Source organism: Aquitalea aquatilis (genome assembly GCF_005155025.1).
Lineage (GTDB): Bacteria > Pseudomonadota > Gammaproteobacteria > Burkholderiales > Chromobacteriaceae > Aquitalea > Aquitalea aquatilis.
The window spans coordinates 1,675,674-1,691,944 of sequence record NZ_CP039731.1; the positions used below are offsets into that span (position 1 = coordinate 1,675,674).

8 protein-coding genes, 2 tRNA genes and 4 rRNA genes are annotated in these 16,271 nt (G+C 57.2%); 8 read left to right on the top strand and 6 right to left on the bottom strand.

The features are described 5' to 3' along the window. Positions 1-4: 4 nt before the first annotated feature. The 4 genes from FAZ30_RS07820 to FAZ30_RS07835 all read right to left on the bottom strand — a co-directional run bounded on the left by FAZ30_RS07820 (position 5) and on the right by FAZ30_RS07835 (position 4,884). Positions 5-898, bottom strand: a complete 894-nt coding sequence (locus tag FAZ30_RS07820; protein WP_137009219.1) for an ATP-binding response regulator — start codon at positions 896-898, stop codon at positions 5-7. Next, complete coding sequence (locus FAZ30_RS07825) at positions 873-3,491, bottom strand: sensor histidine kinase (protein WP_124645604.1); 2,619 nt, start codon at positions 3,489-3,491, stop codon at positions 873-875. The genes FAZ30_RS07820 and FAZ30_RS07825 overlap by 26 nt, the downstream gene beginning before the upstream one ends. A 14-nt stretch (positions 3,492-3,505) precedes the next feature. Further along, the gene (locus FAZ30_RS07830) at positions 3,506-4,279 is read right to left on the bottom strand and encodes a ParA family protein (protein ID WP_124645605.1); all 774 of its coding nucleotides are present in this window, start codon (positions 4,277-4,279) and stop codon (positions 3,506-3,508) included. A 122-nt stretch (positions 4,280-4,401) separates the two neighbouring features. Beyond that, positions 4,402-4,884 (bottom strand): surface-adhesin E family protein, encoded by a 483-nt coding sequence (locus tag FAZ30_RS07835; RefSeq protein ID WP_124645606.1) that lies wholly within the window; start codon positions 4,882-4,884, stop codon positions 4,402-4,404. A gap of 405 nt (positions 4,885-5,289) precedes the next feature. On the opposite strand from FAZ30_RS07835, the gene recQ reads away from it, so the two are divergent. From recQ to rrf (FAZ30_RS07875), 8 genes are all read left to right on the top strand, one after another. Beyond that, positions 5,290-7,083, top strand: a complete 1,794-nt coding sequence (gene recQ, locus FAZ30_RS07840) for a DNA helicase RecQ (protein WP_137009221.1) — start codon at positions 5,290-5,292, stop codon at positions 7,081-7,083. A gap of 73 nt (positions 7,084-7,156) precedes the next feature. After that, positions 7,157-8,374 (top strand): bifunctional glutamate N-acetyltransferase/amino-acid acetyltransferase ArgJ, encoded by a 1,218-nt coding sequence (gene argJ, locus FAZ30_RS07845; RefSeq protein WP_124645608.1) that lies wholly within the window; start codon positions 7,157-7,159, stop codon positions 8,372-8,374. Positions 8,375-8,842: 468 nt separating this feature from the next. Next, positions 8,843-10,378 (top strand): 16S ribosomal RNA (locus tag FAZ30_RS07850). 64 nt (positions 10,379-10,442) lie between these two features. Next, positions 10,443-10,519: transfer RNA gene (locus FAZ30_RS07855), tRNA-Ile, on the top strand. A gap of 4 nt (positions 10,520-10,523) precedes the next feature. Continuing rightward, positions 10,524-10,599 (top strand) — tRNA-Ala (locus FAZ30_RS07860). Between the two features lie 276 nt (positions 10,600-10,875). After that, positions 10,876-13,767, top strand: a 23S ribosomal RNA gene (locus tag FAZ30_RS07865). 147 nt (positions 13,768-13,914) lie between these two features. After that, positions 13,915-14,029: ribosomal RNA gene (rrf, locus tag FAZ30_RS07870) — 5S ribosomal RNA — on the top strand. A 98-nt stretch (positions 14,030-14,127) separates the two neighbouring features. After that, positions 14,128-14,242 (top strand): 5S ribosomal RNA (rrf, locus tag FAZ30_RS07875). Together the 16S, 23S and 5S rRNA genes with 2 tRNA genes alongside form the textbook arrangement of a ribosomal RNA operon. Before the next feature lie 75 nt (positions 14,243-14,317). On the opposite strand, the gene FAZ30_RS07880 is transcribed toward rrf (FAZ30_RS07875), so the two are convergent. Beyond that, complete coding sequence (locus FAZ30_RS07880) at positions 14,318-14,818, bottom strand: 2-thiouracil desulfurase family protein (protein ID WP_124644440.1); 501 nt, start codon at positions 14,816-14,818, stop codon at positions 14,318-14,320. Further along, on the bottom strand, positions 14,815-16,266 hold the full coding sequence (gene pdxR / locus FAZ30_RS07885) for a MocR-like pyridoxine biosynthesis transcription factor PdxR (RefSeq protein WP_124644439.1): 1,452 nt from the start codon (positions 16,264-16,266) through the stop codon (positions 14,815-14,817). Before pdxR ends, FAZ30_RS07880 begins: the two co-directional genes overlap by 4 nt. Positions 16,267-16,271: the final 5 nt, after the last annotated feature.

The following is a 16,271-nucleotide window of genomic DNA, read 5'->3' on the forward strand; positions in this document are numbered from 1 at the left end:
GCGGCTACCGCTGGCGCTGTACGCGGGCCACCACGCAGTTGCCCTTGCCCTGGTATTCCACTTGGTCAAACGACAGCTTGCGGGCAATCAGTATGCCGCGCCCGTGGCTGGCCATCAGCGAAGCCGCCGGGCAGTCTTCATATTGCTGCCAGTCAAAGCCCTCACCCATGTCCTGGATGGTGAAGCTGAAGCGGTCGGGCTCGCGCACAAAACTGATGCTGACTTCGCGTTGGCCCAGTACCGGGTCATGCTGGCGGCGCTCCAGTTCACTTTCCCAGTCGCCCTCGGCCTGCAGCCGGGTCTTTTCCTCGTAACTGATGGCGAGATTACCGTGCTCCACCGCATTGACCATCAGCTCAAACAGGCCGGTGGCTACTTTTTCCGGTTGCGTGCAGGTGCGCGCCAGCAATGCGGTGACGGTCTGCGCTTCCTTCAGCGTACGCAGCCGGAATTCGGCCTGCTGCAATTGCGCCAGTGCATCGAGATGCTGCTTGGCCAGCTCGCGAAAAGCCTGGTGGCGGTCCCAGTGACTGTGCGCTGCCTTGACCACGGCCAGCAGCATGTCGCGGGAAAAGGGTTTGGTCAGATAGTAGAAGGCACCGGCCTCCATGCCTTCCTGCACGCTGGCCGGCGAATTGATGGCCGTCTGCATGATGACCGGCAGGAAATTCAGCTCGGGGGTGTTCTTGATGCGCTTGAGCACATCAAAGCCGTTGAGGCCGGGCATCATCTTGTCGAGTAGCACCGTGGACAGGCTGCTGCCTTGCTGCTGGAGGATCTCCCAGGCCTGCTCGCCGCTCTCGGCACACAGCGTTTCGTAACCGGCTGCTTCCAGCAGTTCGGTCATCAGCTCCAGATTGAAGGGCTCGTCGTCAACGAGTAAAAGTCGATGTGACATGGCTTATCTCTTGGGATGTCGCGCTATTGTCGTGCCGGCGTGGCAGTACCGCGGTAAAGGCCGCACCGCGCGGGCTGAGGTTTTCGGCAAAGATGATGCCGTGGTGTGCCTGAATGATTTCCCGGCAGATGGCCAAGCCCAGGCCGGTGCCGCCGGCTCCGGTCTTGGTGGAGCTGCTCTGGATGAATTTGTCGAAGATGGTTTCCACCTCGTCCACCGGAATGCCGGGGCCGCTGTCTTCAACGCAGATGAGGATTTCCTCCTGCTGCTGGTTATTGAGTTGCAGCCGGGCGGTGACGCGGATGACTTCGCCGGCCGGGCTGAACTTGATGGCATTGGACAGCAGATTGCGTATCACCTGGCCCAGGCGGAAGGGGTCGATGTCGGCCGTCAGCTTTTCCGGCGTGCAGTACAGGTAAAGCTTGATGTTGTGGTTGCTGGCCAGCGGCGTCATTTCATCGCAGGCTTCGCGCAGGCAGTGAGCCAGATCGAAGTGACCGAAGTGGTAGTCCATCTTGCCGACTTCCATCTTGGCCAGATCCAGCAGGTCGTTCAGCAATTGCAGCAGGCGGTTGCCGCTGCTGTGGATGCGCTGGAAGTATTGTTCCAGCTTGTCGTCCTGCAGCAGTCTGGCGCGGGTTTCGCCAATTTCGGTAAAGCCGAGAATGGCGTGCATGGGGGTGCGCAGTTCGTGCGACATATTGGCCAGGAATTCGGTTTTGGCGCGGCTGTTTTCCTCGGCCAGGGTCTTGGCCTGACGCAGGGCATCTTCCATCTCGCGCTGGGCGGAGAAGTCCTGGTACAGCCAGATGGTGCCCAGTTTGGGTACCGAGGGATTGACTGCCCGGCCAAACATGCGGCACCAGATCAGCTTGCCGCTACCGGTGCGCAGCTTGACTTCGGACTGGACCACCTTGCCATCGTTCAGCAGGTTGTACAGCGCCCGCCCGGTGCGTTCCCATTGCTCCTGGCTCTCGAAGTAGGGCAGTGTGGTCTGGCCGATGACTTCGTCTTCCTCGCGTTCGAACAGGTCGAGAAAAGCGCCGTTAACCCGGCGCAGGTGGCGGTCGACGATATAGGCCATGGCCATGGGGCTGGCTTCCAGCAGCGCCGCCAGTTGCCGGCTTTGTACCTCTACCTGTTCGGCCAGGCTGTTTTTCAGCCGGATCAGCGCCGCTTCCTGTTCTTTACGCAGGCTGATGTCGCGGCATACCGCCACATAGAAGGAGTCGTCCGGTGCCTCTACCCGGCTGAGCGACAGTTCGACCGGCATCTGGCTGTTGTCGCTGCGCAGCAGGTGGGCTTCGAAGGTACGACCTTCGCGGGCGGCGGCAATCGATTCGAAGCTGATGCTGGGGCTGAGGCTGTACAGCTCGGTCAGCAGGGAGCCGACCGGCAGGTGTTCGATGGATTCGGCGCTCTGGCCGATCAGCTTGGCGGCTGCCGGATTGACATGGGTAATCAGGCCGCTGCGGTTGATCAGGATGATGGCATCGGAACTGGCTTGCAGAATGGCGCGCTGGCGCGCCTCGCTTTCGGCCAGCGCCTGTTCCGAGCTGGCGCGGTCGTTGATCTGTTCGCGCAGGGTGCGGTTATTCAGCTCCAGCTGATGATGCTGGCGGCGCAGCAGGGTGCGCAGGCCCTGGTTGTTGCTGATCTGGCGTTGTTGCAGGATCAGCAGCAGGCACATGATCAGGGCGGAAGTCGCGAGAATGCCATAGCCCTGTGCACTGAGCGCCGGCTGGTTGTCTTCCAGCGGATAGGCACCAAACAGCAGGTCGTAGCCGCCGATGCTGCGGCGGGTGGTCAGCAGCGGATTGCCGGATGGCAGGGCCTGCAGCGGATGAGAGTCGAGGCTGGGCCGGTCTGGCGCATCCTGGTTCCAGGCGACCAGCCGCACATGCTGCAAGGGATTGGGCTGGTCGGGATTGCTCTGGCTGCTTTGCAGCAGCAGGTCGCTGCGCAGGTTCACCAGCAGCAGGTGGCCGTCGTCATTCAGGTTGGCCATGATGTCCAGCCGGGGGGGCGCACCGGGAATCAGGGTGTTGAACATCAGCATGGGCTGGTTGCGATTGCGCGCCTGCTCCATCTTGCGGCGCGCATTGTCCAGGCTGCCCAGATCCATGCCTTGCGGCAGGGCATTGCCATCGTCCGGCAGATAGCTTTCCACCGGGTAATACATGGGCTGTTGCGGGCTGGTGACCAGATGCCGGTCTTTCAGCATGCGAATGCTGTTGGCAATGGCGGTTTCAAACTCGGTGCGCTGATTCGGTTCGATACGGCGCACGATGCCGATGCCGCCAAAGCGGCTTTCTTCCTTGAGTACCGTGGGGGCCAGCTCGCCCAGATTGGGGGGCGTGCCGGTGCTGTGGCGCTGGCGGATCAGGCTTTGCGCCAGCAGGTCGGTACGGTCGAGCATTTCCTGCAGCCGGGTGGCCAGCAGTTCGGTGCCCAGTTCGCCCCAGTGCTGCAGTTTTTCCTGTTCGCGCACGCGGTCGTTATCCAGCAGCAGCGCGTATTCCGCGCAGAGCAGGATAATGGTCAGTAGCGCTCCCAGCAGCAGGGAAGTGAAGCGACTCAGGCTGGTCGACATGATGTCCCGCTGGCTCAGGCCAGCTTGTCGTACAACGCAGCGAATTCGACGGCGAGCTTGTGCTTGGGATCCAGATAGATCATCGGGCGTGCTACATCGTGCGATTCGCGGATCTTGACCGAGGCCGACAAGGGCGGGTCCAGTACCGGCAGGCCTTCGGCACGCAGCTCGGCCACCAGTCGTACCGGCAGGCTGGCGCGCGGCTGGAACTGGTTGACCACGATGCCTTCTACTTGCAGCGCCGGATTGTGATCGGCACGGATTTCCTCGACGCTGGCCATCAGGTTGTACAGCGCCTGGCGCGAGAAAGCGTCGCAGTCAAATGGAATCAGGCAGCGGTCGGCGGCAATCAGCGCCGAGCGGGTAAAGAAATTCAGCGCAGGCGGGGTGTCGATCCAGATTTCGTCAAAGTCACCGGCCACCTGGTCCAGTGCTTCTTTCAGCTTGAACATCTTGTAGCGGCTTTCCAGCTTCACCATCAGCTCGCTCAGCTCCGGGTGCGAGGCCAGCAGTTGCAGTGCATCAAACGGCGTGTCGCTGACGAAATCCTGCAAATCCTTGCTGTACATGCTGATATTGAGCATCTGGCCAAAAAAACCGGCGGCCGATTTTTCGGCGGCGGGCTGGATGGCTCCGCTCAGATACTGGCTGGCATTGCCCTGGGCATCCAGATCGATCAGCAATACCTTCTTGCCTCGACGGGCGGCAACCGCCGCCAGGTTGGCGGTAATGGTGGATTTGCCTACTCCACCTTTCTGATTGAACACCACACGACGGATGGCGTGCATGGGATCTCCCTCTGGCAATGCCGGTGAATGCGCTGACAAATCAATGACGGTGATTTTGCCGCCAGCCTGTCTGATTGATGCAGGCTGGGCGGTGCTTATCGGTTGGTTTGGCTCCGAATATATCAGAAGCCGGCCAGGCCTTTGCATACGTATTGCATCTGCTGAAAACTGGCAGAGTTTTGTGTCACCGGCATGGCCTTTATCTGGCTGTCATTGTAAGTGTAGCTGGCAATCTGCCGGCCATTTTCATCAAACAGCACCATGGCGGTCAGCCGGAAGGTGCGTGCCGAGCAGTCGATCAGCCAGCTGTTGATGGAGACCTTGTGGCGCGGGGTGGAGAGGAAGTTTTCCTTGCGCAGATTGAAAATGGTCTTGCGGTCGCGGAAAGTGACCACCGAGCCTTGCGGCTTGATCGACAGCTTGTCCAGTTCGTTCAGGATATTGCCGTTGGGCGAGACACCGAGGTTTTCCCAGTCGGCATTTGCCTGTGACAGCGTTGGGCCGGGGCCTGGCCGCGGCTTGGTCGGGCTGGTCTGGGGCGGCAGGGTGGTGCAGGCGGCCAGCAGGCTGCCACAGGCTGCCAGGGCGAGCAGACGATAAAACATGCTTGATCTCCGGTTTGATGCGCACAGTTTCGCATAGGCCGCCCTCAGGGGGAAATCGTGCGGGCCATGCGGCGGCAAGTTGCAGCGCGATTGGAGTTTTGTTACTGCCAGCGGTTCAGCAGCGAGGGGAGAATATCTTGTGGCGAGAACGATTTTTTACAATTTCTGAAAGTTTATAGCGCATACGGCTAGGAACTTTCCTAGTGGCAGCAGGGTCTTTCATGCACGAGAGCATTTTCCTCTTCGTTTCACATTGTCTCCATCCAACTTGTTGCCGCCCCTTCCCGGGCGGCTTTTTTTTGCTGCCAGCCGCTTTGCCGTACAATAGGTAGCTTCCCATGACTTCGACAGGTTGCTGCCATTTGTCGCGCTGGTGTTTCCAGCCGGATCTGGTCTCTTTTCCGCATGCAGGACGCACTCTCCCTACTTGGCAATATCTTTGGCTACCCGGCGTTTCGTGGGCAACAGGCGGAGATCGTCAATCATATCGTCGAAGGCGGTCACGCACTGGTGCTGATGCCTACCGGTGGCGGCAAAAGCCTGTGCTACCAGATACCAGCCCTGCTGCGGCCGGGCATCGCCATCGTGGTGTCGCCGCTGATCGCGCTGATGCAGGACCAGGTGGCCGCGCTGACCGAAGTGGGTGTCGCAGCGGCCTGCCTTAATTCAGCCACCTCGCCGGAAGACGCACGCGCCATCGCCATGCAGGCGCGGGCCGGCACGCTGGATCTGCTCTATGTCGCCCCCGAGCGGCTGCTGACGCCCCGTTTTCTCGATTTTCTGGCCCAACTGGATATTGCACTGTTTGCCATCGACGAAGCGCATTGCGTCAGCCAGTGGGGGCACGATTTCCGCCCGGAATACCAACAGCTGGGCATGCTGGCCGAACATTATCCACAAGTGCCGCGTATTGCCCTGACGGCAACGGCCGATCCGCAAACCCGCGAAGACATCCTGCATTACCTGAAACTGGGCGACGCACGGGTGTTTCTGTCCAGCTTCGACCGCCCCAATCTGTTCTATCAGGTGGTGGAAAAGCACAATGCCAAAAAGCAGCTGCTGGACTTCATCAATAATGAATATCCCGGTGCTTCCGGCATCGTGTACTGCCTGTCGCGCAAACGGGTGGAAGAAACCGCCGAATGGCTGAGCCAGAACGGCATTCCCGCGCTGCCTTACCATGCCGGCCTCAGCCACGAAGTGCGCGAGCGCCATCAGCGCGAGTTCTTGCGTGAAGAGGGCATTGTCATGGCAGCCACCGTGGCCTTCGGCATGGGTATCGACAAGCCGGATGTGCGCTTTGTCGCCCATATCGATCTGCCCAAGAGTCCGGAGAACTTCTATCAGGAGTCGGGCCGCGCCGGGCGCGATGGCCTGCCAGCCTCCAGCTGGCTGTGCTATGGCCTCAACGACATGGTGCAGCTCAACCAGATGATTCAGGGTTCGGAAATGGCCGAGCTGCAAAAACAGGTGGAGCTGTCCAAGCTGGATGCCATGCTGGCCTTCTGCGAAACCGCCAGTTGCCGCCGCCAGCAAATCCTCAGCCACTTTGGCGAAAGCAGCCAGCCTTGCGGTCATTGTGATAATTGCCTGAATCCCCCCATTACCTTTGATGCCACTGTGCCGGTGCAAAAACTGCTGTCCTGTATCTATAGAGTAGAGCAGCGCTTTGCCGCCAATCATGTGGTGGACGTGCTGCTGGGACGCAGCAACCAGTCAGTCACCAGTTTCGGTCATGACAAGCTGTCCACCTTCGGTATCGGCCGTGATTACAATCAGCGCGCCTGGCGCTCGCTGATCCGCCAGCTGGTCGCCCGCAAGATCCTGCAGGTGGATATTGCCCGTGGCCAGTCGCTGGTGTTGACGGATGCGTGCAGATCGCTGCTCAAAGGGCAGGAGAAAATCTATCTGCGCCCGCTGGCTGAAGACAGTAAGGCGCGCAGCGTCAATACCGATCGCTGGCTGCGTACCGAGCGCGAAGAACGGCTATGGCAGGCCCTGCGCCGCTGGCGGCGGCAGATGGCGGATGAGCACAATGTGCCGGCTTATGCTGTCTTTTCTGATCGCACCCTGCGCGATATCGTCGAGCGCCGCCCGCAAAACCTGCGTGAACTGGGAAAAGTGTATGGTCTGGGCGAGCTGAAACTGGCGCGCTACGGTAGTGCGTTGCAACAAATCCTGGATAGCCAGCAGGAATGATTCCGTTACAATCGAGCCACACAACACGCAAGCAACAAGCACGTGTCAGCGTGCAGGCATTGGAGAACTCATCATGGCAGTCAATCTGACCCCGGTTAGCGCCGACCAACTGGCCATCATCGATGGCATCGAACTGAATGTGGCAGAGGCCGGTATCAAAAAGGCCAATCGCAAGGATGTGCTGGTCATCCGCATCGACAAAGGCAATACCGTAGCCGGCGTCTTCACGCAAAACCGCTTCTGTGCCGCCCCGGTGCAGATCAGCAAGAAACACCTGGATGCCGGCGTGCAGATTCGCGCACTGGTGGTGAATACCGGCAACGCCAATGCCGGCACCGGTGAAGATGGCCGCCAGCGTGCGCTGTCGGTCTGCCAGGCACTGGCTGGTGAGCTGGATTGCGCTGTCGAACAGATTTTGCCGTTCTCTACCGGTGTGATTCTGGAGCCGCTGCCGGTCGACAAGATCATCCAGGCATTGCCCACCCGTCGTGAGGCTAACTGGGCCGAAGCGGCCGAAGCCATCATGACCACCGATACCGCCCCCAAGGCCACCAGCCGTACGCTGGAGATCGACGGTGCCAAGGTCAGCATCACCGGCATCGCCAAGGGCGCTGGCATGATTCATCCCAATATGGCCACCATGCTGGGTTTCGTGGCGACCGATGCGCCGGTCACCCGCCCGGTACTGGAGCAACTGGTCAAGGAAGTGGCCGACCTCTCCTTTAACTGCATTTCGGTTGATGGCGACACTTCCACCAATGACAGCTTCATTCTGGTGTCCACCGGCAAGAGCGCCGCGCCGCGCATCGACTCGGTCAATCACCCGGCCTATGCCATCCTCAAGGCCGCGCTGGTGGATGTGGCTACCGAACTGGCTCAGGCCATCATCCGCGATGGTGAAGGTGCCACCAAGTTCATCAGCGTCAAGGTCGAAGGTGGCCGTTCCGTTGCCGAGTGCAAGGACGTCGCCTACGCCATCGCCCGTTCGCCGCTGGTCAAGACCGCTTTCTTTGCCTCTGATCCGAACCTGGGTCGCCTGCTGTGCGCCATTGGCTATGCCGGTGTCAGCGATCTGGATGTCGATCGCCTCTCTCTCTATCTGGATGATGTACTGGTTGCCTGCAATGGCGGTCGCAACCCGGATTACCAGGAAGAAGATGGCCAACGTGTGATGAGCCAAAGCGAAATCACCGTACGTGTCGTACTGGGGCGTGGCGCAGCCCAGGCTACGGTCTGGACCTGCGATTTCTCCTATGACTATGTAAAGATCAACGCGGACTACCGTAGCTGATACAGCGATGAGTCGTACTTTGTACAAAAAGCCCGGCGTCAGCCGGGCTTTTTGCTGTCGGTGTCGATGCGGTGACCTGCTTTTTACGTCAGCCAGCCCCACCCATCACGGCAAGTGCGAACGGGGAGGCGCGTATTTTTGTGCGTCCGCAGCAAGGCTGTAATAAAACCCCTATGGCATAGTTTATTGCCCATCAGTGACTTAGCCCGATGCGAGTCGATGTTTGGCCAGAATCTGCACTTTTCTTCGCACAAAGTGTTGACGAGGACAGGGTGCGGCGGTATAGTTCGCCTCCTCAGCAGACAACGCAGCGACGGAAACGAAACGCAGCGACCTGCACCGCTCTTTAAAAAACAGAATAACCGATAGGTGTGAGTACTTGGCGAAAGCCAAATACTTGCACTGCAAGAAGAAGAAGTACTTGTTTATTTCTTTGATCTTGCGTGCCAGAAAATTTGCTATGAGATTGAACTGAAGAGTTTGATCCTGGCTCAGATTGAACGCTGGCGGCATGCTTTACACATGCAAGTCGAACGGTAACAGGGAGCTTGCTCCGCTGACGAGTGGCGAACGGGTGAGTAATGCGTCGGAACGTGCCGAGTAGTGGGGGATAACTATCCGAAAGGATAGCTAATACCGCATACGCTTTGAGAAGGAAAGCAGGGGATCGTAAGACCTTGCGCTATTCGAGCGGCCGACGTCTGATTAGCTAGTTGGTGAGGTAAGAGCTCACCAAGGCGACGATCAGTAGCGGGTCTGAGAGGATGATCCGCCACACTGGGACTGAGACACGGCCCAGACTCCTACGGGAGGCAGCAGTGGGGAATTTTGGACAATGGGCGCAAGCCTGATCCAGCCATGCCGCGTGTCTGAAGAAGGCCTTCGGGTTGTAAAGGACTTTTGTCAGGGAGGAAATCCCTAAGGTTAATACCCTTGGGGGATGACAGTACCTGAAGAATAAGCACCGGCTAACTACGTGCCAGCAGCCGCGGTAATACGTAGGGTGCAAGCGTTAATCGGAATTACTGGGCGTAAAGCGTGCGCAGGCGGTTGTGTAAGTCTGATGTGAAAGCCCCGGGCTCAACCTGGGAACTGCATTGGAGACTGCACGGCTAGAGTGCGTCAGAGGGGGGTAGAATTCCGCGTGTAGCAGTGAAATGCGTAGAGATGCGGAGGAATACCGATGGCGAAGGCAGCCCCCTGGGATGACACTGACGCTCATGCACGAAAGCGTGGGGAGCAAACAGGATTAGATACCCTGGTAGTCCACGCCCTAAACGATGTCAACTAGCTGTTGGGGGTTTGAATCCTTGGTAGCGTAGCTAACGCGAGAAGTTGACCGCCTGGGGAGTACGGCCGCAAGGTTAAAACTCAAAGGAATTGACGGGGACCCGCACAAGCGGTGGATGATGTGGATTAATTCGATGCAACGCGAAAAACCTTACCTGGTCTTGACATGGTCGGAACTTGCCAGAGATGGCTTGGTGCTCGAAAGAGAACCGACACACAGGTGCTGCATGGCTGTCGTCAGCTCGTGTCGTGAGATGTTGGGTTAAGTCCCGCAACGAGCGCAACCCTTGCCATTAGTTGCTACCATTTAGTTGAGCACTCTAATGGGACTGCCGGTGACAAACCGGAGGAAGGTGGGGATGACGTCAAGTCCTCATGGCCCTTATGACCAGGGCTTCACACGTCATACAATGGTCGGTACAGAGGGTCGCGAAGCCGCGAGGTGGAGCCAATCTCATAAAACCGATCGTAGTCCGGATCGCACTCTGCAACTCGAGTGCGTGAAGTCGGAATCGCTAGTAATCGCGGATCAGCATGCCGCGGTGAATACGTTCCCGGGTCTTGTACACACCGCCCGTCACACCATGGGAGTGAGTTTCACCAGAAGTGGGTAGGCTAACCGTAAGGAGGCCGCTTACCACGGTGGGATTCATGACTGGGGTGAAGTCGTAACAAGGTAGCCGTAGGGGAACCTGCGGCTGGATCACCTCCTTTCTAGAGAAGGCGATCGTCAAGTATTCACAACCTATCGGTTATTCGTGATTTAAGGGTAGTAACTGGGTTTGTAGCTCAGCTGGTTAGAGCACTGTGTTGATAACGCAGGGGTCGTAGGTTCGAGTCCTACCAGACCCACCAGTTTGGGGGATTAGCTCAGTTGGGAGAGCACCTGCTTTGCAAGCAGGGGGTCGTCGGTTCGATCCCGTCATCCTCCACCATTCTTACAGTGCAAACAAAAGCGCACACAACCTGTCAGGGTTGCGTGAATTTCTGTTTGCGTTGTTTTTACAATGCCCGATCTTTAACAAACTGAAGAAGCCGAATTAATTAGACGGCGAGATGAAATACATGGAGTTAATTCTGCATGTAGGACAAATCGTCATCTTGGGAATTTGATTGTATCTAGTGTCATGTCGCCATATCAAAAGGGGCGGTGTGGCACGTCGCACAAACACATTCTGTCGGATTGGTAATTTAGGTTACTGAAATGATAGGGTCAAGCGACTAAGTGCATCTGGTGGATGCCTTGGCGATCACAGGCGATGAAGGACGTGTAAGCCTGCGAAAAGCGCGGGGGAGCTGGCAATAGAGCTTTGATCCCGCGATGTCCGAATGGGGAAACCCACCTAGCAATAGGTATCCCAGACTGAATACATAGGTCTGTGGAGGCGAACCGAGTGAACTGAAACATCTAAGTAACTCGAGGAAAAGAAATCAACCGAGATTCCGTCAGTAGTGGCGAGCGAACGCGGAATAGCCTGTATGTGATAGAGATTGAGATAGTGGAAGGACCTGGAAATGTCCGCCATAGTGGGTGATAGCCCCGTACACGAAATTTCATTCTTGGTACTAAGCATACGAAAAGTAGGGCGGGACACGCGAAATCCTGTTTGAAGATGGGGGGACCATCCTCCAAGGCTAAATACTCGTGATCGACCGATAGTGAACCAGTACCGTGAGGGAAAGGCGAAAAGAACCCCGGGAGGGGAGTGAAATAGAACCTGAAACCGGATGCATACAAACAGTGGGAGCCTCGTAAGGGGTGACTGCGTACCTTTTGTATAATGGGTCAGCGACTTACGTTCAGTAGCAAGCTTAACCGCATAGGGGAGGCGTAGGGAAACCGAGTCCGAATAGGGCGATTTAGTTGCTGGGCGTAGACCCGAAACCGAGTGATCTATCCATGGCCAGGATGAAGGTGCGGTAACACGCACTGGAGGTCCGAACCCACTAGTGTTGCAAAACTAGGGGATGAGCTGTGGATAGGGGTGAAAGGCTAAACAAACTCGGAGATAGCTGGTTCTCCCCGAAAACTATTTAGGTAGTGCCTCATGTATCACTTCCGGGGGTAAAGCACTGTTATGGCTAGGGGGTCATTGCGATTTACCAAACCATGGCAAACTCTGAATACCGGAAAGTGCGAGCATGGGAGACAGACGGTGGGTGCTAACGTCCATCGTCAAGAGGGAAACAACCCAGACCGCCAGCTAAGGTCCCAAATGATCAGTTAAGTGGTAAACGAAGTGGGAAGGCCCAGACAGCCAGGATGTTGGCTTAGAAGCAGCCATCATTTAAAGAAAGCGTAATAGCTCACTGGTCGAGTCGTCCTGCGCGGAAGATGTAACGGGGCTCAAACTGATAACCGAAGCTGCGGATTTGCACGTAAGTGCAGATGGTAGGGGAGCGTTCTGTAGGTCTGTGAAGGTGTCTCGTAAGGGATGCTGGAGATATCAGAAGTGCGAATGCTGACATGAGTAGCGATAAAGCGGGTGAAAAGCCCGCTCGCCGAAAGCCCAAGGTTTCCTACGCAACGTTCATCGGCGTAGGGTGAGTCGGCCCCTAAGGCGAGGCTGAAAAGCGTAGTCGATGGGAAACGGGTTAAAATTCCCGTACTTTTGTGTAGTGCGATGTGGGGACGGAGAAGGTTAGGTCAGCGGCCTGTTGGAATAGGTCGTTCAAGCTGGTAGGTGGTTAGGGTAGGCAAATCCGCCCTTTCATTCAACACCGAGAAGTGATAACGAGGGTCTACGGACCTGAAGTGACTGATACCACGCTTCCAGGAAAAGCCACTAAGCTTCAGCTACACAAGAACCGTACCGCAAACCGACACAGGTGGGCAGGATGAGAATTCTAAGGCGCTTGAGAGAACTCAGGAGAAGGAACTCGGCAAATTGATACCGTAACTTCGGGAGAAGGTATGCCTCTTTAGGTGAGATCCCTTGCGGATGGAGCTTGGAGAGGTCGCAGAGAATCGGTGGCTGCGACTGTTTATCAAAAACACAGCACTCTGCCAACACGAAAGTGGACGTATAGGGTGTGACGCCTGCCCGGTGCTGGAAGGTTAAGTGATGGGGTGCAAGCTCTTGATCGAAGCCCCAGTAAACGGCGGCCGTAACTATAACGGTCCTAAGGTAGCGAAATTCCTTGTCGGGTAAGTTCCGACCCGCACGAATGGCGTAACGATGGCCACACTGTCTCCTCCTGAGACTCAGCGAAGTTGAAGTGTTTGTGAAGATGCAATCTCCCCGCTGCTAGACGGAAAGACCCCGTGAACCTTTACTGTAGCTTTGCATTGGACTTTGAAGTGGTTTGTGTAGGATAGGTGGGAGGCTTTGAAGCCAGGACGCTAGTTCTGGTGGAGCCAACCTTGAAATACCACCCTGACCCCTTTGAGGTTCTAACCTTGGTCCGTTATCCGGATCGGGGACAGTGCATGGTAGGCAGTTTGACTGGGGCGGTCTCCTCCCAAAGTGTAACGGAGGAGTTCGAAGGTTACCTAGGTACGGTCGGAAATCGTGCTGATAGTGCAATGGCAAAAGGTAGCTTAACTGCGAGACCGACAAGTCGAGCAGGTGCGAAAGCAGGACATAGTGATCCGGTGGTTCTGTATGGAAGGGCCATCGCTCAACGGATAAAAGGTACTCCGGGGATAACAGGCTGATACCGCCCAAGAGTTCACATCGACGGCGGTGTTTGGCACCTCGATGTCGGCTCATCACATCCTGGGGCTGTAGCCGGTCCCAAGGGTATGGCTGTTCGCCATTTAAAGTGGTACGTGAGCTGGGTTCAAAACGTCGTGAGACAGTTTGGTCCCTATCTGCAGTGGGCGTTGGAAGTTTGACGGGGGCTGCTCCTAGTACGAGAGGACCGGAGTGGACGAACCTCTGGTGTACCGGTTGTCACGCCAGTGGCATTGCCGGGTAGCTAAGTTCGGAAGAGATAACCGCTGAAAGCATCTAAGCGGGAAACTCGCCTGAAGATGAGACTTCCCTGAGGGCTTGACCCTCCTGAAGAGTCGTTCGAGACCAGGACGTTGATAGGTCGGGTGTGGAAGCGCTGTGAGGCGTTAAGCTAACCGATACTAATTGCTCGTGAGGCTTGATCCTATCATTTGAGTGGCTTGGGAGACCAAGACCGAATGGATAGTGAGTGTGCGACGCGATCAAAGATCCAAGAGTAAGATATCTAATTAATTCAGTGTTCCAGACGGAGTCTGGGGTACAAAGCTTCTTCGAGTTTGTTGACAGTTTATGTCTGGTGGCCATAGCGAGGTGGTCCCACGCCTTCCCATCCCGAACAGGACCGTGAAACGCCTTAGCGCCGATGATAGTGTGGCATTCGCCATGTGAAAGTAGGACACCGCCAGACTCCCCATACACAAGCCCAGCTCAACAGAGCTGGGCTTTGATTTAGCTGTTTTGCTGACTGTTGAGTCATTCCGGCAGGAAAACAGACGACAGCTTGTGTTTGGTGGCCATAGCGAGGTGGTCCCACGCCTTCCCATTCCGAACAGGACCGTGAAACACCTTAGCGCCGATGATAGTGTGGCATTCGCCATGTGAAAGTAGGACACCGCCAAACTTCCCATTTGCCAGCATGCTGGCTAGCAAAAAGCCCGGACTTGTTCCGGGCTTTTTGCATTCTGATCTCATCAAATCAATGTCTGTCAGTCACTAGCTCCAGCAGTTGGTCTATTTCATTTTCATTGAATACCTGCAAGCCATGCTGTTGCAGCAAGGCGGCAGTGACACCCTGGCCGTGTTGCAGTTGTTGACTGAAGCTTCCATCGTAGATGTCGTGGTTGCCACAGGATGGGCTATTGGCTTTGAGCAGTGCCAGCTGGCAGCCATATTGCCTGGCCAACTGCAAGGTATGCTCTGCTCCGGCCTTGAATGGCTGGCTAACATCTTCGCCACTGGCCGTCACCACCCTGGCCAGGCCCAGCAGGACCCCTCGGCCATCACCATTGATGATTTCAGCAGCAGGGCGTGGTACTGGCAGTCCTCCTGCGCATTCGGGGCAGACGGGTAGTAGCTGGTAATGTGCCGCAAGCTGTGTCAGGCATGCGGCATTCTGACCCTTGGACTGACCATCGTAGCGGACAGGTTGCCCCAGCAGGCAGGCACTGATCAGTAATGGTGGTTTGTGATGGGTCACAGCATGGGCTCCAGCAATTGCGCCAGCCGCAAGGCAGACTGGCGGATAAGGGTTTCTTCGACGCCGGCATAACCCAGTACCAGCCCGTTTTGCTGGGGCTGCTCCAGATAATGGCCGGATAGCGGGCGTAGCCATAGCTGCTCCCGGGCGGCATGGCTGCTTAGCTGCTGGTCGTCGACATGGGCGGGCAGTCGGGCCACCAGATGCATGCCGGCCTGGCCGGCAGATAGGGGGAGTGCCCTGCCCAGGGCATGGTCCAGCGTATGCCGCAGCAACTGCTGGCGTATGCGGTACAGTTCGCGCATGCGACGAATGTGGCGGGCAAAGTGCCCCTGTTCGATAAAGTCGGCCAGTGCTGCTTGCTGGGCATAGCTGCCTTCACGGTAGAGGCGGGCATAGGCTGCGCGAAAACTGTCGATCAGTGCCGGTGGGATCACCAAATAGCCTAGCCGTAACGCCGGAAACATCACCTTGCTGAAGGTGCCGACATAGATGACCCGCTCGCTGCTGGCCAAGCCCTGTAGGGAGGCGATGGGCTGAGCATCGTAGCGGAATTCGCTGTCGTAATCGTCTTCGATGATCCAGCTATTACCGGTTTCGGCTAGCTGCAGCAGCTCCAGCCGCCGTTGCAGCGACATCACCACGCCACTGGGGTATTGGTGGGAGGGGGTGATGTAGATCAGCCGTGGGGTGCTGCCGGCAGGGGCTGCGGCCGGATTCAAGCCTTCGTTATCTACTGCCACCGGTGTGAGCTGCAGACCAGCAGCTTGCAGTGCTGCCTGAGCACCGACATAACCCGGATCTTCCATCCAGGCGCAGTCGCCGGCATCGCTTAGCAGCCTAGCGGTAAGTTCCAGTGCCTGCTGGGCACCTTGTACGATGAGTATCTGCTCGGGCTGACAGCGCACCGAGCGCGACAGCTGCAGATAGTCACACACCGCTTGCCTGAGTTCTGGCAAGCCACCTTGTTGCTGATAATGCCACCAGTGAGCGGGAGCCTGTTTGCTGCGCACTTGTTGCAATCGCTGCCAGGTGTGGTGTGGAAACTGTTCTAACTCCGGTAGCCCGGGCGCAAAGGCACCGGTGAGTCCGGTAGGCAAGCGGCACTGTGCGGTCAACTGCTGGCCTCGCTGTGACAGACCGGCATGCGGCATGACGAGAGCTTGGGTAGTTTGCTGGGCAAACACCTCGCTGACAAAGGTGCCGGCTCCCTGTCTGCTGTGCAGATAGCCTTCTGCCAATAACTGATCATAAGCCGCCAGCACGGTATTGCGGCCCAGTTGCAGCGCCTGTGCCAGTGCGCGGCTGGCAGGCAGTGCGCTGCCGCCTTTGAGCTGCTGGCTGCGTATGGCTTCGCGCAGCAGACGGTATAGCTGCTGACCCAGCGTGGCCTGCCCATCGCGCAGCAAGCAGCGCTGCAGGTGTTCGATAATCCAGTCGGTTTGCACGAGGG